Source organism: Oscillatoria sp. FACHB-1407 (assembly GCF_014697545.1).
Classification (GTDB): domain Bacteria; phylum Cyanobacteriota; class Cyanobacteriia; order Elainellales; family Elainellaceae; genus FACHB-1407.
This window is the reverse complement of record NZ_JACJSA010000022.1, coordinates 126,296-143,576: the sequence shown is the minus strand read 5'-3', so window position 1 is coordinate 143,576 and position 17,281 is coordinate 126,296. Positions and strand designations below refer to the sequence as shown.

The window sequence follows — 17,281 nt, the reverse complement described above, 5'->3', positions numbered from 1 at the left end:
CAACGGTGAATTGGCGTTTCGCAACGACTGATGCGCGAGTTAAATTAGGGCGACTATATCCTACGATTGAACCCGGCAAAGTTGATTTGGCAGACCACTAGGCATTCACACCGAAAATCTACTTATTTACTGCACTGCTTCTCTAATCTGACGCTCCATATCTGAAGTGATTTCGGTCGAGCGAGCGGGAAGCACCGCCGTCCCCCGTTCTCCGTTTCGCGCAATATCATTGAGGAGCAACTGCATCTCTGCTATTTCACGAACCTGCGACTCAATGATCTCATCTGCAAGCTCACGAACGCGCGGATCGCTAATGCTTGCCTTTCGTGCATTGTTAATGGCAATTGAGTGGTGAGGTATCATCGACTTCATGAAGTTGACATCTCCAATCAGCGCCTGAGATCTATTCACAGAGAGCAGAATTAATCCGAGTGCGGTAGCCAAACCGAGAACGGCGATCTTGGTTCCTACTCCTCGGTACATCGACCACATAAAGGAAAGCATCACAACGGTCATCACGCACCCCATGACCAATGAGGCGACCAATCGATTTACGCTAAACAGTGCGTGATCAAATGAGTATATGAGTTGATACATCAAGAAGAACATGATGAACGTTGAGGTCGCAATCATTGCTGCGAATCGGTTCCAGCCCATTCCTGCCATGTCTTTCTGTTGATTCATATTGCTTCTCCACCCTTTCAAAATAATGCTTTCGCTCAACTCCTCCCGTCACTTCTATAGCTGACTTAACATAAGTGCAGAAATTGTAGAGGGGGCTGGCAAGCTTATCGAGCAGGCTTGCCAACTTTCTGATACTTAAACTGTAAATTCGATCGAATTAAGCAACACCTGCAACACTGACCACTTTGCGATACTCTTCTGCGGCACGTCGGCAAGCCTTAGCACAGCTTTGGCAGTGTTCATTGTCATGTTTTTCACACTCTTTCGCGCAAGCCTCGCAGATCTCAATGCAAGAGCGCACAACTTGGGGAATAAAGCGTGAGCCACGGCTCATAAACGCAGCAGCAGTCCAGCAAATTTCGGCACAGTCACGGCAAAGACGGGCACATTCTGCCATACTGCCCAAACACGCATCTGCACAGTGTTCACACTCATAAGCGCAGTGAGTTGCTGCATCTACAATGGATTGATAGTTTTGGTGAGGCATTATTTTCTCCTAGTAAATTACACTGCTATTGCCACACGACAACAAAACTCAGCACGACACGAGCCTTTGTCGAGTTAGCCGTCGTGCGATCGCAGTTAGACATTATGGGTCTACCGTTTTACACCTCAAGGCTAGGACGCGATGCCGGAAATTACCTCTTCCTACTGAAGCAGAAATTTCTAAACGGATTTCGTACTTCTGAATGGCTAGAATTTCATCTCAATTTTATTTTTCTGTACTTAGCCAAGAACATTTTGCTCTCTGTAGCCCAGATAACTAAAAAAGATTTCATCCTGATTTTATTTTTGTCTGCCACTATTACAACTTGTAAGCAATAAAACCTTGGCTAAAGCACAGAGGCTGTACAGATTGCAATGTTGGCAAAAAAGACACTCACTTCATTTTTATTGGCTGGAATGGTGCCCCTAGTATCAATGAGCCTTGCTGCTTGTAGCGGCACAACCTCCCCGTCTGCTGAGGGCAGTCCCAGTAGTTCCAACACGGCACAAATGGATCATGGCTCAATGGGTAATTCTAGCCCTATGCCAATGGATCACGGTTCAATGATGAACATGGATCTGGGTCCTGCTGATGAGAGCTTTGATTTACGATTCATTGATGCCATGATTCCGCACCATGAAGGTGCTGTGGCAATGGCGCAAGAAGCTTTACAGAAGTCAAACCGTCCTGAAATCCAACAGCTAGCGCAAGCTATTATTGATGCTCAGGAACAGGAAATTTCCGAATTGAAAGAGTGGCGCACAGCCTGGTATCCCAGTGCGGGTGATGAGCCAATGATGTACAGCGCAGAGATGGGACATATGATGCCCATGACCGAGGAAATGCGCTCTAGCATGATGATGAATGGTGATCTAGGTGCAGCCGATGATCAATTTGACTTGCGCTTCATCAATGCCATGATTCCGCACCATCAGGGAGCGATCGACATGGCACAGCAAGCATTAGAGAAGAGCGATCGCCCTGAGATCCAAGAACTGGCTCAGAACATCATCGATAGCCAACAACAGGAAATCAGCCAAATGGAGCAGTGGCGCAAAGATTGGTACGGTCAGTAGAAGATAGGCTTAAAAGGGTGAAAACTTCATCAGTGCAATTAATAGGGTTCTGCAAAAACAGGCAAGACCTATAAAACGTATCGGTGGGAAGGGGAATGGAAAACGCGGCATCATTGTCGCTCAATTGCTGAAACCACCATGTTTTGTTTCAGAACTATCTTTGGCGGCAATATGAGGCTCATAATATGAGTACCATACCTAAAAGTTCATTAGTGCTTTAGCTTCCCGAAGCAGCCGGATTTGAGAAGAAAGTATATAGTACGCCCTTCTATCGGCTAACCGAAGGCTAGAATCTGGGTTAGCCACTGCCCACTCTACCTGATGTCCAGCAGATGATAGTGCAGAAGATGGCACTTGTCTCGCAGTAGGGGGAAAGGTGGTTGATAAAAATTCTTCTAGGAAATAGTTCGCTACTTAGTGCCGACTTAGTAGAGGTGCTAGAAACCCAGTATTTAGTTGATGTGGCAGAGGATGGGCAACTCGCTTTAGATCTAGCCACTTCTAGTGATTATGATTTAGTTTTGCTAAGTACACAGCTACCAAAGCTAGATTTTATTAGCTTATGTCGTCGGCTGCGATCGCAAGGCTATTACAAACCCATTCTACTTTTAACCGCGAGTGACGCTGATGCTGACGTAGCATTAGGGTTTGATGCCGGAGCCGATGACTATATTAGCCAACCGTATACCCCAGAAGTTTTGTTGGCAAAGCTACGGACTTGGTTACGACGTAGTAGCGTTCAGATTCCAGTACAACCCGTTCAGCACTCAAGTCATACTTTTACCTGGGGACTGCTCTGCTTAGATGTGGATGCGGGGCGAGTTACCGTTGGGGATCAGGTTATTGCTCTAACCGCAACAGAATATAATTTACTGGAATTATTTCTGCGAAACCCCGATCGCATTTTCAGTCGCAGCGTTATTTTGGATCGATTGTGGGGATTTGATGACGCGCCTAGCGATCGCGCGATTGTGACCCATGTTAAAGACGTGCGAAAGAAGCTGAAGGCAGGTGGGCTAACCGACGAGATGATCGAAACCGTGTATGGAATGGGGTATCGGTTAAAGCCTGCACCTCCTGCGCCAGTGTCAGGTGTCAATATTTTAGAGGCGAATGAAACTGATCAGCAGAATTTACCCACTCAAGGTGAGTCTGCGATTGATAAAGTACTCCAGCGGTTTCAGGGAACATTTCAAGAACAAGTTGCTGTATTGGAGCAAGCAAAATTAGCTCTGTTTGCCGGAAATTTAGCAGCAGATTTACATCAAGCCGCCAGACAGGAAGCCCATAAGTTGGCAGGATCATTGGCATCGTTTGGTTATCCAGAGGGGTCAAAGCTGGCTCGATCGATTGAGCATTTGTTAATGAGCGGCGATGCTTTTCCGCCGGAAGCTGTCACTCGATTCTCGGAACTCGTCACTGCTTTGCAGCAGGAGTTAACGGAGTCCCCAGTTGCCTCAACCGCTGTACCTGTTCCATTGACTCAAACCTATCGGGTTCTGGTGATTGATGACGATACTGCCCTGACCGAGCGGTTAAAGGCGGAATCGGATGCTTGGGGACTTCGCCTCAAAATTGCCCCAACGCTGGCTGAAGCGCGATCGCGTTTGTCATTGAATACACCCGATGTTGTGTTGCTGGATCTCAGCTTTCCTGGGGCAGAGGAAGATGGATTAACGCTGTTGCAAGAGATGACGGAGCGATCGCCCAACTTACCTGTGATTGTGTTTACAGGGCGAGATAGTCTTGCCGATCGATTAGCGGTTTCCCGGTTAGGCGCACGGCAGTTTTTGCATAAACCTGCGACAACTGAGCAAATTTTGAGGGCGATCGCCCGTATCGTATCCAATTCTCCAAAAACTTCGGAGGCTAAAGTCTTAATTGTGGATGATGATCCAGCCATGTTAGCGATTCTCTCAAGTATGCTAACGCCATGGGGAATGGAGATTGCGACCTTAAGTGAACCGCAAAACTTTTGGAAGGTATTCGTTGCGGTTTCACCCGATGTGGTCTTGCTGGATCTGGAAATGCCCCAGGTTAGCGGCTTGGAGCTATGCCAGGTGATACGACAGGATGCTGAATGGGAAGATGTGCCGATCTTAGTTGTGACGGCTCATACAGATGCAGAGTCGCTTCAGCAAGCATTTGCAGCAGGGGCTGATGATTTTATTAGCAAGCCTGTGTTGGGACCCGAATTAGTGACACGAGTATTAAGCCGAATTGAGCGGAATCGTCTACGGCAGAAGTAGGGAACACTGATGGCATGACCGGAGGGCAACTAACAATGATGGTGTATCAGCGACTTTTACCATATGGTGTGGCGATCGGTTCGACTGCGATCGCCCTTCTCTTAAGTCTTTGGTTAGATGCTGTTATTACTCGCACGATTGGTGCTTTCTTCTATATTGCTATTGCCATAAGTACCTGGTATGGCGGTAGAAAACCCGGCATGGTCGCCATTGCCCTCTCTCTACTGGCGCTGAATTATTACTTTATTCCTCCCATTCATCAAATTCAAATTTCAGATCTAAATGATGTTTTGCGACTTGCTCTTTTTCTAATAGTGGCACTGATTATCAATTTATTGAGCGTCAATTTGCAGAAGAGCAGATCTAAAGTTGAACAGCTCAACCGCCAGCTCATTGCGGAAAGTAGCGATCGCTTGAGGGTTGCTCTCAATGCTGCCCAGATGGGAATGTGGGACTGGAATATCGTGTCCGGAGAAATCAACTGGTCACCAGAGCATGAGCAGTTATTGGGGCTGTCTCCTGGCTCGTTTGATGGCAAGTATGAAACCTTTGATGCTTGTCTACATCCAGATGACCGGGAAGGACTCAACCAGGCGATCGCCCACTCTCTCCAAAACCGAGTTCCATACCATCATGAGTTTCGGGTGGTTTGGGCAGACGGTAGCGTTCACTGGGTTGAAGGACGGGGGCAAGCCTTTTATGGAGAAAATGGTCAACCTGTGCGAATGAGTGGGACGATCATGGCGATCGATGATCGGAAACAGGCTCAAATATTGTTGCAAAAGCAACTTGAACAACAACGTTTAGTGCTGGAGGTGACCCAGCGCATTCGGCAGTCTCTCAAGCTACAAGAAATTCTACAAACCACCGTCGATGAAGTCCGTCATTTTCTTCAGACCGATCGCGTCATCATTTTCCGGTTTTTTCCAGATTGGCGGGGTCAGGTTGTGGTTGAATCATGCGGGGCTGATTGGACAGCAATTTTATCAACAGAAATTTATGATCCGTGTTTTGGCGAAGATTACGTCGAACCGTTTAGGCAAGGACTTGTCACAACAAAGTCTGATATCTACACGGCTGGAATGAGTGATTGTCATCGCGAACTGCTATCTCGATTTCAGGTGAGAGCCAACTTAGTTGTTCCAATTACGGCAGATGGTGTTTTATGGGGATTGCTCATTGCCCATCATTGTGAGGCTCCACGTCAATGGCAAGACTCAGAAATTGACTTACTCCGTCAAATTGCCTTTCAACTTGGTATTGCAATTCAGCAATCCGCATTATTTGAACAAATACAAACTGAACTGGTAGAGCGTCAGCAAGTTGAAGAATCTCTACGGCAAAGTGAAGCTCGATTGCGGCTTGCTCAAATTGCCAGTAATTCGGCTGTTTGGGATTGGGATGTGCAAAAGAATATCCTTTTCTGGTCACCTGAGTATTACCAACTCTATAACCTTGATGCAACTGTTGAACCCAGTTATGAGAACTGGTTGCGTTGTCTTCACCCTGATGATCGAGAAAAGGTAAGCCAACAAACGCTACAGGCATTAGAAGACAATTCTTCTGATTTGAGGATTGAATTTCGAGTACTTTCTACAGATGAAATTCGGTGGTTTGCAGGAATTGGACAAGTTTTGCGAGATGAGGCAGGAAAACCTATCCGTATGATTGGGATTACCATCGATATCACTCAGCAAAAACAGACTGAAATTTTACTGCAACAGTTCAATACTGATCTCGAACAACGAGTTGCAGAACGTACCGAAGAGTTAAATGCTTTAAATAATCGTCTTTTGATTGTCCTAAAAGAACAACACCAGGCAAACCAAGAAGTAGAGGATTTGTATAATAAAGCTCCTTGTGGCTATCATTCCCTGGATGTGGAAGGTACGATTATACGCATTAACGACACTGAACTCAGTTGGCTGGGATATACCCGTGATGAAGTACTCAACCAAATGAAGTTTACAGATTTCGTGACGCCTGAAAGTCAACAAACATTTCACCAAAACTTTCCTCAATTTATTCAGCGAGGCTGGGTGAATGGTTTAGAGTTTCAGCTTCGCCATAAGGATGGCTCAACTCGTTGGGTGACGGTTAATGCTATTGCGATTCGGGATGATGCCGGGAACTTTGTGATGAGTCGAACGAGTATGTTTGACATCAGTGAACGCAAACGCAGTGAAGCTGAACGCAAGCTAACAGAGCAAGTATTAGCACTCCAAGCGGTTATCACCCGAAATATGGCAGAAGGGGTCTGTTTAGTCAAAGCCGACGATGCCACAATCGTGTATGCCAATCCTAAGTTTGAGCAGATGTTTGGGTATGGATCGGGGGAACTCAACGGTCAGCACGTTTCGATCGTGAATTATGCAACAGAAACAATATCGGCTGATGATGTAACTCAATCAATTCGATCGGCTGTATTGCAAAATCTTGAAGCCACCTATGAGGTTCATAACGTTAAAAAAGATGGAACCCCCTTTTGGTGTAGCGCAACCTGCTCTGTGTTTAAGCACCCCGAATATGGAGATGTACTGGTTGCTGTTCAGCAAGATATTTCTGAGCGCAAGCAGGCAGAAACCGCTCTAAAACAACAGACGCGGCAAAAGCAATTACTCTGGACGATTACTCAGGCTATTCGCCAATCGCTGAATCTTGATCATATTCTCAACTCAGCCGTTACTGAAGTCAGGCAACTGCTAGAGGTCGATCGCTCAGCCATTTATCGCTTTAACACTAATTGGAGTGGGGATTTTATTGTAGAGTCTGTTGCTGACGGTTGGATTAAGTTAGTAGAGCCGGAGGTATGCAAGCTTTGGGAAGATACTTACCTGCAAGAGCATAAGGGAGGGCGTTTTAAAGAGCATGAAACCCTAACGGTTGCCGATATCTATGCAGCTAACTTGCAACCTTGCCATATTGAGCTATTAGAACAGTTTCAAGCAAAAGCCTATGCTATTTCCCCAATTTTTGTGGGTGAGTCGTTATGGGGATTATTTGCCATTTACCACAATCGTGCGCCGCATCGATGGGAGTCTTGGGAGATTGAGCTATTACAGCAAATTGCCAGTCAATTAGCGATCGCCCTTCAACAATCTGAGTTATATAGCCAACTGCAAACCGAACTACAAGAACGCAAGCAAGCAGAAGTGATCTTGCAAGAGGCAGAACGACGCTGGCGATCGCTGCTCGATAATGTTCAGTTGTTGGTGGTGGGGCTAGATCAATCAGGCAATGTCAACTATGTCAATACCTTCTTTTTGAATCTGACTGGATACACTCAGGCAGAAACGTTAGGTAAAAATTGGTTTGCAAATTTCTTACCTCCTTCTAACCAATCCATACTTCAGGGAGTTTTCTCAGAGGTTTTGTTACGCAATGCTTATCCCTATTATCAAAACTCAATTTTGACGAAATCGGGTGAGGAGCGATTTATTGGTTGGAATAACACTATGTTGCAGGATTTTGACGGTAATATCATTGGTACTATCAGCATTGGGGAAGACATCACCGAGCGGCAGAAAGTCGAACAAATAAAGAATGAGTTTATTGGCATTGTGAGCCATGAGCTTCGCACGCCGTTAACGTCGATTCAAATGTCACTCGGCTTGCTGCAATCGGGTATTTATACCAAAAAGCCTGAAAAGGCGCAGCGTATGGTCGAAATTGCTTTGCTCGACACCAATCGCTTAGTGAATCTGGTCAACGATATTCTAGATTTAGAACGGCTAGAATCGGGTCGAACCGTTGTCGAGAAAGTTGTTTGTCAAGCGGCTGACCTCATGCAACAAGCCGTAGATAGTGTGCAGGCGATCGCATCTCAACAAAATATTACGTTTACCATTATTCCAGCAGAGGTAACCGTCTGGGCTGCACCGGACATGATTTTGCAAACTCTGACAAACCTGTTAGGAAATGCGATCAAATTTTCTCCGGCTCATTCTGTCATTACGCTTCAAGCGCAGCGGCAAAACGATTATGTCTTATTCCAGGTCGTCGATCAGGGACGTGGAATTCCGGCAGATAAGACCGAAACCATTTTTGGACGCTTTCAGCAGGTTGATGCCTCTGATTCTCGCGAAAAGGGAGGGACAGGTTTAGGCTTGCCCATTTGTCGCAGTATCATTGAACGACACGGCGGTAGAATTTGGGCTGAAAGCACGCTGGGCAAAGGCAGCACCTTTTCCTTTACTTTACCTGTGGAAGACACTGTATGAGTGGCAGAAAGATTTTAATTGTGGATGATGAGGAACGTTTGAGAGAACTGGTACAAGCCTGTTTAGAAGATCTGGCAGGTTGGGAAACCGTTACTGCGTCCTCTGGAGAAGCTTGTTTGCAGATTTTAGAGACTGAACAGGTCAATGCGATCTTACTGGATGTGTCAATGCCAGGGATGGATGGGGTTGCTGTATATGAAAAACTTCAGGCAGACCCTATGACGCAACCTATTCCAGTGATTTTGTTGACGGCTAAAGTTTTACCGAGCGATCGCGCCAAATTTACGCAGATGGGGGTTGCTGGAGTTATTTCTAAGCCGATCCAGCCTGCTTCCTTAGTTGCAGAAATCGCAGAAATACTAAACTGGGAATAATGAGACGTTTTGTAACGAATCTGCAATCTTTACCAAATCCCCATCTTTGCGATTTAGCTTGCTCATATAGCAAGAGTATATATGAGGAGCGATTCTGTGGTCTCTTTTCAAAGCTTAGATGATGCAAGTCACTATTTTGATGGTTCATTTTCTTGCTCTTTTAACAGCTGCCAGCAATCGACTCTATGGATTGGCAACAGCGAAGGACAGCCCATCTCAGCAATCACAGCAACTGAAACCAAGACAAGCCTCATCCTAGATATTCAAATATCCGATATTGATGCCATCTTAATGAATGTAAAAGCTACCCTGGAGACGATTTGCATTCGAGGAAAATGGAAAGAGCCTTATATAGACTTCATTCATTTAGGTCAATTTGAAAGCTTGATTCCGTTGTCTCATTCTGTTCACCCTAATAGTTTATGGATCAGTAAGCAAAAAGATGGTTTGTTAATTCAACTGATCAAGCAACTCGATACTCAACCCTCTCAAACTCGATCAGTTGTATCACATCACTTACCCTTGCCGGAGGCAGAGCCTCAAACCGTCACTTAAAAAACTCTTTGCTAGTATTTCCGTTCCAAGAATTACTGTATGAACGTTGCGAGGGTGGCGATTATGACCACCAGAAAAATCTTATTCATTAATGGCAACCCGAATGTGCGGGAAGCCATGCAGGAGTACTTGAGTTGTTTGGGTGAGTGGGAGGTGATTGAAGCGATTTCTCCCTCTCAAGGGTTACAACGAGCCGTACAAGATCAACCAGATGCGATTGTTCTTGATCTTGCAATGTTTGGTGTGGATTACTTTACCTTCTTAAAAAGTTTGAGGGCACAACCGACAACACAAACCATTCCAGTTGTGATTCTAACGACCGGGGCAAAATGGCTTGATATAAAACGACTTCAAGCATTTAAGGTTATGGGAGCGATCGATTACTCATCTAACTTGGACGAACTTGTAGAAAAGATCAAGAAGCTGCTGGACTGGTCTGAAAAATCCGCCCTAACGGATGAATTTTAGATACTTCAGTTTTTGAGACTGGTTAAAACTATTACATCATCAGCCTTATGGTTCCTGCGATCTTTTAAGCAGAATTGCAGCAATTAAGCTGCGGATAACGTTTGTTAAACTTGTTATTTCTTTGAAAAATATTTCAATCTAAAACAATTTCTTAACATAAACGCTATCTTTACCAAATCTCCATCATTTCTTTCTAACCTCAAAGCAAAAGTGTTCAATTGACTACGAATGACTACGAAGTTGTTTTCAGAATGAGAAGTTTGTCTTCATTCATGAAATCAAGGATCGGTATATCTTATGGTTCAACTTGCTGATTCAACAGAATTAAAATCGCCCGTTACTCAATTGTCCAAGTGTCCTACTGGTATTCAGGGGTTAGACGAAATTACTGAAGGTGGATTGCCCAAAGGACGACCTACCTTAGTCTGTGGTTCTGCGGGGTGTGGTAAGACTCTCCTTGGCTTAGAGTTTTTAGTGCGGGGTGCAACTCAATATGGAGAACCGGGTGTCTTTATTTCGTTTGAAGAAACCGTTGAAGAGTTAACCCAAAATGTGGCTTCTTTAGGCTGGGATCTATCTCAACTGATTGCAAACAAGCAGCTTGAGATCGACTGTTTCTATATTGATCCTGCTGAGATTCAAGAGACTGGTGAGTATGACTTAGAAGGACTGTTTATTCGGTTGGGGAGTGCGATCGACCGTGTTGGGGCAAAGCGGATTGTTTTAGATACGATCGAAGTCTTGTTTTCTGGGTTATCTAATGTTGCCATTGTACGGGCAGAGTTACGGCGGTTGTTTCGTTGGCTTAAAACAAAAGGGGTTACGGCTATCATCACCGGGGAACGGGGAGAAAATAACCTGACTCGCCAGGGATTAGAGGAGTATGTTTCTGATTGTGTGATTCGCTTAGATCAGCGAATTTTTGAGGAACTTTCGACTCGACGGTTGCAAGTTTTGAAGTACCGGGGGTCGCAGCACGGCAGTAATGAATACCCCTTCTTGATTGATAAAGATGGAATTTCAGTATTGCCGCTTTCCTCCATCGGGTTGAATCATCGCGTCTCTAGCGATCGTATCTCCAGTGGTATTCCCCGCCTCGACACCATGCTTGATGGCCAGGGCTATTTTCGGGGTAGCTCCATTCTTGTCACAGGCATGGCGGGGACTGGGAAGAGCACAATTGCCGCTCATTTTGCCGCTGCCGCTTGCCAACGGGGAGAACGGTGTTTATATCTGGCATTTGAAGAAGCCCCTCAGCAAATTTTGCGAAACATGCGATCGGTTAATCTTGATTTAGAACCGTATATTCAAAAAGGGTTGCTGCACATCGAAGCCTTACGCCCAACGGTTTACAGTTTAGAACTCCATCTGGTGCAAATCCACCGCTGGCTCAACACAGTTCAACCCAGCACAATGATAATTGACCCCATCAGCAATTTGATTTTAACAGGAACACTGCTACAAGCCAGATCGTTCTTTATCCGTCTGATTGACTACCTCAAAAGTCAGCAGATCACTGTGTTAATGACAAATTTGATCGCCGCCGGAATGCCACTCGAACATACCGAAATGGGGGTTTCCTCCTTAATGGATACCTGGCTAGAAGTGCGAGCCGTGGAAGGCAACGGAGAGCGCAACCGTCTGCTGCAATTGGTCAAATCTCGTGGGATGGCACATTCTAACCAGGTACGAGAATTCCGGTTAACGGGTCAGGGCGTTGATTTACTGGATGTTTACCTGGGACAGAATCAGGTCTTAACTGGAACGGCTCGTGCTGCTCAGGAGTCTGCGGATAAACAGGCTCGTCTTCAACAGCAACAGCAGGTTGCTCGACGACGACGACAGCTTGAACAACAGCAGAAGATGATACAAGACCAGATTGCAACTTTGCAGATGCAGATGGAATCTGAAAGTGCTGAACTTGAACATCTGCTTCAAGAGGAGAAGCTTTATGCAGCAAATTTATTACAAGATCAGCAATCAATGGCACGGTTACGCCAGGCTGATTAATTTTACTCTGCCCTTCCAAATTTTGCATTTGTGGCATAGGAGCCTCCCACTATGAACTCTTCTGATAATGCCAATCAAACGATACCGAATCAATGGAAACTCCGTTTATATGTTGCCGGACAAACCCCAAAATCGGTAACAGCTTTTGCCAACCTCAAAAAGTTATGTGAGGAGTATCTCCAGGGGCAGTACCAAATTGAGATCGTTGACTTATTGCAACACCCGGAGTTGGCGAAACAAGACCAAATTTTGGCAATTCCCACATTGGTCAGGCAACTACCACCTCCCATCCGGCAGATTATTGGGGATCTATCCAATCAAGATAAGGTTTTGCTGGGACTTGATCTTAAAAAAGTTGAGAAGTAACTCAAACGGTGAACGATATGCCGCAGGAAAAGAAGAGCATACCAGAAGAAGAAAATAAGGCAATGACTGTAAGTTTTGAACAAGCAGTCGTTCAACAAAATCAGCAACGTTATTATCTGCGGTTGTATGTTGCTGGAACCACGCCCCGGTCGATGCGATCGCTAGAGAGTTTGAAAGCGATCTGCGAAGCATATCTTCAGGGACGATATGAGTTAGAAGTGATTGATGTTTATCAAACTCAGCCAGAAGACAATATTATTGCTATTCCAACACTTATCAAACAGCTACCCTCGCCAATGCGCCGCATTATTGGAGATTTATCAGATACCGAAAAAGTATTGATGGGATTAGATCTGGTGCCTAGATAAATTTTGTTCTGGTTTAATAGATGGAAGATATGGACAGTCTCCCAAAAACCTCAGCTGAACTCCTAGAAGAGATCCAGACGTTACAAGATCGGCTTGCGATCGCTGAAGGAACTTTGCAAGCCATTATGCAAGGGGAAGTAGATGCGCTTGTTGTTTCAGGTCGCAAAGGAACTCAAGTCTTTACGCTGCAAAATGCCGATCAATCCTATCGTTTATTAGTGGAGGAGATGCAGCAAGGTGCAGTTATTCTCTCAACTGAGGGGTTAATTTTATACTGCAATAAAAGTTTTTCGGCTCTACTAAAACAGCCATTAGAGACACTCATTGGATCATATTTTTATGGTTATATATCATCTCAAGATGCTTCATTATTTCAATCACAATTGAAACAGGTAGAGAGAGGTGAGCAGATCGCGATTGAACTATTTTTGGTATCTCAAAATATAGTTGAAATTCCTGTCTATCTTTCAATGAATCATCTCAAACTAGATGATGTTGTGATGAATTGTGTTGTGATTACTGATTTAACTGAGCAAAAGCGACATGAGAAAACGTTGGCTTCAGAGAGACTGGCACGACTCATGCTGGAGCAAGCAGGTGAAGCCATTTTAGTGTGTGACCATACAGGAATAATTATTCGTGCCAGTCAAGTAGCCTGTCAAATATGGAAAAGAAATCTTGTATCGCAAGCATTTGATACATTGTCACTTTTTTATGCTCACTCCTACGTCCACTCGTTAGAGCAGCCAGAACTAAACTCTGCTGAAATTTTATCCTCTAGTAAAACTCCTTTTAGCATTAGAACAGTTTTGGATGGAGAAACTGTTCGAGGATTGGAGGTGGATTTAGAAACTTCGGATGGACAGGCTTTAAATCTTATATTAAATGCTCGCCCTCTGACTGATCGTGACAACCATTTTCGTGGAGCAATTGTTATCTTAACCGATATTACCCGTCGCAAGCAAACAGAAATCGCTTTGAAGCAGAGCCAGACTCAACTTCAACAGCAACTTGCTGAGATTGAGAACATTTACCAATGTGCCCCGATTGGGTTAAATGTGTTGGATACAGAACTGCGCTTTGTGCGGATCAATCAACGCCTTGCTGAAATGAATGGACTCCCGATTGAAGCGCACATCGGTCATACAATACGGGAATTGTTTCCCAATTTAGCAGATCAGGCTGAACAACTCCTGTCTCCTATTCTGGAAACAGGAGAGCCTTGTTTGAATGTAGAAATCAATGGTGAGACTCCGGCTCAACCCGGCATACAACGAACCTGGCTCGAAAGTTTTTTACCCCTTAAAGATGGCGATCGCATTATTGGTATCAATACTGTCTGTGAAGAAATTACCGACCGTAAGCGAATTGAGGCAGAACGACAAAAAGCTGAGGAAGCGTTGCGACAGGCAAAAGAAGAACTGGAAAACCGAGTTTTAGAGCGAACGGCGGCCCTCAATCAAACGATTCAAGACTTAAAGGAAGCCGAAGAACGCATTACGGTATCACTCCGAGAAAAAGAAGTATTGTTGAAGGAAATTCACCATCGAGTCAAAAATAATTTAGGAATTGTCAGTAGCCTTCTCCAGATGCAAATTCGTCGGGTTCCTGATCCCCAAACGAATCTAATCTTGCAGGACAGCCAGAACCGGATTGCATCAATTGCTCTCGTTCATGAGAAGCTGTATCGTTCCGATGATCTCGCCAATGTCGATCTATCTCAGTATATTCAAGATCTGACAGTTTATTTATTTGATTCATATAATATCAATTCCAGCCAAATTCGGTTAATTGTTCAAGTTGAGAATGTGCATTTAGATATTGAAACGGTTATTCCTTTTGGCCTGATTATTAATGAACTGGTGTCTAATGCTCTAAAACATGCTTTTCCCGGTGAGCGATCGGGTGAGATCCAAATTAGGTTAACTCAATCTTCTTCCAAGGTGAATCAACAACAAACTTTAGTACTGGTTATTCAAGACAATGGACTTGGACTAGCACCTAATTTTGAGCTTAAAAAGACAAAGACTTTGGGTTTAACACTTGTTCAAGGTTTGGTAAGACAGATTGGTGCAACGCTTGAGATTGTTAGCCAGGAAGGAACTCAATTCAAAATTACATTAGTGAAATCATGATTATGGTGAAAACTCTTTTACCAAAACAAGATATTCAAGAGACAGCACGGCTGCTCGTTGTTGAAGATGAATATATCCTGGCGATTAACTTGCAAGAAAGTTTAGAATCTTTAGGTTATGTTGTTGTAGATGTTGCAGATACCGCAGAATTTGCAATTCAAAGAGCAGAAGAATTACGTCCTGATCTCGTTCTGATGGATATTCGTTTACAAGGTGAGATGGATGGCATTCAAGCCGCTGAACAAATTTGGAACCAATTGCAGATTCCAGTAATATATGTGACCGGGCATTCTGACAAGAGTACGGTAGAAAGAGCCACGTTAACGTTTCCTTTTGGTTATATTCTTAAACCAGTCCGAGATAAAGAACTCTATGTTGCGATTCAAACGGCTCTCAATCGCTATGAACGAGAACAGTTTTTAAGTACTGTTTTGCGGGGCATGGGGGATAGTGTTGTTGTTGTAGATAATCAGCTACAAATCATGTACCTCAATCCAGCAGGCGAATATCTGACTGGATGGACGCTAAACGAGGCCATGAATCAAGATGTCACGCACGTCGTTCAATTCGTTGATGAACTGACTCAACAGCCGATTCAACATCCAATCATTCTAGCAATTCAACAAGATACAACGATTTACCTGAATGGGCATACTCTGCTAGTCTCTAAAACTGGCTCAACCATTCCAGTTGCCGATAGTGCAGTGCCCCTGCGAGATCAACAGGGAGTCGTGATAGGTGCAGTCCTGGTTTTTCGAGATGATACACAGAGGCGACTACTCGAAGCCCATGAGCAGGCTGTTATCCAGGCTCAACAAATGGAAGCTCAATTACAAGAGATGCAGCGATTGAATGATCTTAAGGATGATTTCCTGGCAACAACATCTCACGAATTGCGAACGCCGCTATCAAATATTCGGCTAGCAATTCGTCTGTTAGAGACGGTTTTAAATCAACAAGGTTTTCTTAATATAGAAGAGTTTCCTAAAGCTTCAACGGTCACTCGTTATCTATCAGTATTGCGTGATCAGTGTGATCAAGAACTTAAACTTGTGAATGATTTACTTGATATACGGTCAATTGAGGCAAATGCTTATTCTTTAGACCCAATTGAAATTCACCTACAAGACTGGTTACCTCATATTACAGAGAGCTTTCAAGAACGGGCGATCGCTCAACAACAAACGTTGCAGGTTAATATTTCGCCTAATTTACCTGAATTGGTTTCTGACACATCTGGACTAACCCGCATCATTTCAGAATTACTCAATAATGCCTGTAAATATACCCCTGCTAATGAACAAATTCAGGTGATAGCAAAGCTTGCTGATGATCCGCCTGGTGATATTAATTCAGGCATTCAAATTATCATCCGTAACTCTGGAGTTGAGATTTCAGCAGAACAATTGCCCCGGATCTTTGATCCATTCTACCGAATTCCCTCTAACGATCCCTGGAAACATGGTGGTACTGGTTTGGGACTGGCATTAGTTAAAAAATTAGCAGAGCACATGAAAAGTGCCATTTCGGTGACTAGCAGCCAAAAATGGGTCACATTTACGCTTTTGCTTCCTTTGGTTCTAACTGTAGACCCATTGCCCTCTTCTAAGATATAGCCAAATCTTTTTGAGTCTAGGAAACGACTTTACAGTGTGGGTAATATGGAGTTCTGACGCAAATAGATCTTACCAACTGTAACAACAGTGTCATCTTTACCAAATCCTTACCGCTATTGGCTAATCTCCTGCTATTGGTTAAAACCTCTAACAGGGAATTAATATGTTTTGCACATCTTCCGTATTGCTTGACGAGTTGCATGACATCAAGAGTTTGCCAATACATTATGAGGATAATACTCATTTTGAGCTTTACCTAAAGTCTTCTTATCCAAAAACGATTAGCATTCTCGCTATTGATTCAGATTACCAAGGTTATCTACAGAGCCATCCTTTAACCAAACGTGAACTAGATGTTCTGAGGTTGATTGTAGAGGGTTACAGTAATCATGCAATTGCTCAAAAGCTGTATTTAAGTATTGGAACGATTAAGACTCACGTTCGTAATATTCCTACAAAGTTCAATGTTCATGATCGTACACACGCTGCTGTGGCGGCTCTACGTGCTGGGTTAGTTAGCTAGATAAGTCTATAAGTAGCTTTGCTGGTTTCTAATCAATCCTCTGATTGATGACGGTAAGAGATTAGAGCTGAAGCCTGGTGATGCATGGCAGCTTTGCGGCTCTACAGGCTCGATACTGTTACATTTTCTTTGCATATCTTTAATGTTTTT

Annotated in this window: 15 protein-coding genes; 13 read left to right on the top strand and 2 right to left on the bottom strand. The window is 44.1% G+C overall.

The genetic code is table 11. The annotated features are described in order from the left end of the window. Positions 1–126 precede the first annotated feature (126 nt). Together H6G89_RS27620 and H6G89_RS27615 are read right to left on the bottom strand one after the other, a co-directional pair. Positions 127–684: a DUF305 domain-containing protein gene (locus H6G89_RS27620; protein ID WP_190512686.1), complete on the bottom strand. Its 558-nt coding sequence runs from the start codon at positions 682–684 to the stop codon at positions 127–129. A 157-nt stretch (positions 685–841) separates the two neighbouring features. Further along, a complete protein-coding gene (locus tag H6G89_RS27615) occupies positions 842–1,171 on the bottom strand; it encodes a four-helix bundle copper-binding protein (protein WP_190512684.1) in 330 nt (109 codons plus the stop codon). Between H6G89_RS27615 and H6G89_RS27610 the strand changes: the two genes are divergently transcribed. The 13 genes from H6G89_RS27610 to H6G89_RS27550 all read left to right on the top strand — a co-directional run bounded on the left by H6G89_RS27610 (position 1,132) and on the right by H6G89_RS27550 (position 17,131). Continuing rightward, entirely contained in the window at positions 1,132–1,509 is a 378-nt protein-coding gene (locus H6G89_RS27610) for a hypothetical protein (RefSeq protein WP_190512682.1), read from the top strand. The genes H6G89_RS27615 and H6G89_RS27610 overlap by 40 nt on opposite strands. A 96-nt stretch (positions 1,510–1,605) precedes the next feature. Then, on the top strand, positions 1,606–2,247 hold the full coding sequence (locus H6G89_RS27605) for a DUF305 domain-containing protein (protein ID WP_242060143.1): 642 nt from the start codon (positions 1,606–1,608) through the stop codon (positions 2,245–2,247). A 380-nt stretch (positions 2,248–2,627) separates the two neighbouring features. Beyond that, positions 2,628–4,496, top strand: coding sequence for a response regulator (locus H6G89_RS27600; RefSeq protein WP_199336967.1), 1,869 nt, complete (start codon positions 2,628–2,630; stop codon positions 4,494–4,496). A 14-nt stretch (positions 4,497–4,510) separates the two neighbouring features. Next, positions 4,511–8,716 carry a PAS domain S-box protein gene (locus tag H6G89_RS27595; protein ID WP_242060142.1) on the top strand — a complete coding sequence of 1,402 codons (4,206 nt, stop codon included), beginning with the start codon at positions 4,511–4,513 and terminating at the stop codon, positions 8,714–8,716. Beyond that, positions 8,713–9,090, top strand: a complete 378-nt coding sequence (locus tag H6G89_RS27590; RefSeq protein ID WP_190512678.1) for a response regulator — start codon at positions 8,713–8,715, stop codon at positions 9,088–9,090. Before H6G89_RS27595 ends, H6G89_RS27590 begins: the two co-directional genes overlap by 4 nt. Before the next feature lie 96 nt (positions 9,091–9,186). After that, positions 9,187–9,645: a hypothetical protein gene (locus H6G89_RS27585; protein WP_190512676.1), complete on the top strand. Its 459-nt coding sequence runs from the start codon at positions 9,187–9,189 to the stop codon at positions 9,643–9,645. A gap of 63 nt (positions 9,646–9,708) precedes the next feature. Beyond that, positions 9,709–10,113, top strand: a complete 405-nt coding sequence (locus H6G89_RS27580; protein ID WP_190512674.1) for a response regulator — start codon at positions 9,709–9,711, stop codon at positions 10,111–10,113. 297 nt (positions 10,114–10,410) lie between these two features. Further along, positions 10,411–12,123, top strand: coding sequence for a circadian clock protein KaiC (gene kaiC / locus H6G89_RS27575; RefSeq protein ID WP_190512673.1), 1,713 nt, complete (start codon positions 10,411–10,413; stop codon positions 12,121–12,123). 51 nt (positions 12,124–12,174) lie between these two features. Further along, a complete protein-coding gene (locus tag H6G89_RS27570; RefSeq protein WP_190512671.1) occupies positions 12,175–12,489 on the top strand; it encodes a circadian clock KaiB family protein in 315 nt (104 codons plus the stop codon). Between the two features lie 62 nt (positions 12,490–12,551). Then, entirely contained in the window at positions 12,552–12,857 is a 306-nt protein-coding gene (locus H6G89_RS27565; RefSeq protein WP_199336966.1) for a circadian clock KaiB family protein, read from the top strand. A 20-nt stretch (positions 12,858–12,877) separates the two neighbouring features. Then, positions 12,878–14,992 carry a PAS domain-containing sensor histidine kinase gene (locus tag H6G89_RS27560; RefSeq protein ID WP_199336965.1) on the top strand — a complete coding sequence of 705 codons (2,115 nt, stop codon included), beginning with the start codon at positions 12,878–12,880 and terminating at the stop codon, positions 14,990–14,992. 2 nt (positions 14,993–14,994) lie between these two features. Continuing rightward, positions 14,995–16,608 carry a hybrid sensor histidine kinase/response regulator gene (locus tag H6G89_RS27555; RefSeq protein ID WP_190512669.1) on the top strand — a complete coding sequence of 538 codons (1,614 nt, stop codon included), beginning with the start codon at positions 14,995–14,997 and terminating at the stop codon, positions 16,606–16,608. A gap of 184 nt (positions 16,609–16,792) precedes the next feature. Continuing rightward, positions 16,793–17,131, top strand: a complete 339-nt coding sequence (locus H6G89_RS27550; RefSeq protein WP_242060141.1) for a helix-turn-helix domain-containing protein — start codon at positions 16,793–16,795, stop codon at positions 17,129–17,131. Positions 17,132–17,281 lie beyond the last annotated feature (150 nt).

Bases quoted from the DNA above. Each gene is read 5' to 3' on its own strand.
- H6G89_RS27620 (WP_190512686.1), bottom strand. From the start codon at position 684: ATGAATCAACAGAAAGACATGGCAGGAATGGGCTGGAACCGATTCGCA.
- H6G89_RS27615 (WP_190512684.1), bottom strand. From the start codon at position 1,171: ATGCCTCACCAAAACTATCAATCCATTGTAGATGCAGCAACTCACTGC.
- H6G89_RS27605 (WP_242060143.1), top strand. From the start codon at position 1,606: ATGAGCCTTGCTGCTTGTAGCGGCACAACCTCCCCGTCTGCTGAGGGC.
- H6G89_RS27595 (WP_242060142.1), top strand. From the start codon at position 4,511: ATGACCGGAGGGCAACTAACAATGATGGTGTATCAGCGACTTTTACCA.
- H6G89_RS27590 (WP_190512678.1), top strand. From the start codon at position 8,713: ATGAGTGGCAGAAAGATTTTAATTGTGGATGATGAGGAACGTTTGAGA.
- H6G89_RS27580 (WP_190512674.1), top strand. From the start codon at position 9,709: ATGACCACCAGAAAAATCTTATTCATTAATGGCAACCCGAATGTGCGG.
- kaiC (WP_190512673.1), top strand. From the start codon at position 10,411: ATGGTTCAACTTGCTGATTCAACAGAATTAAAATCGCCCGTTACTCAA.
- H6G89_RS27570 (WP_190512671.1), top strand. From the start codon at position 12,175: ATGAACTCTTCTGATAATGCCAATCAAACGATACCGAATCAATGGAAA.
- H6G89_RS27565 (WP_199336966.1), top strand. From the start codon at position 12,552: ATGACTGTAAGTTTTGAACAAGCAGTCGTTCAACAAAATCAGCAACGT.
- H6G89_RS27560 (WP_199336965.1), top strand. From the start codon at position 12,878: ATGGAAGATATGGACAGTCTCCCAAAAACCTCAGCTGAACTCCTAGAA.
- H6G89_RS27555 (WP_190512669.1), top strand. From the start codon at position 14,995: ATGGTGAAAACTCTTTTACCAAAACAAGATATTCAAGAGACAGCACGG.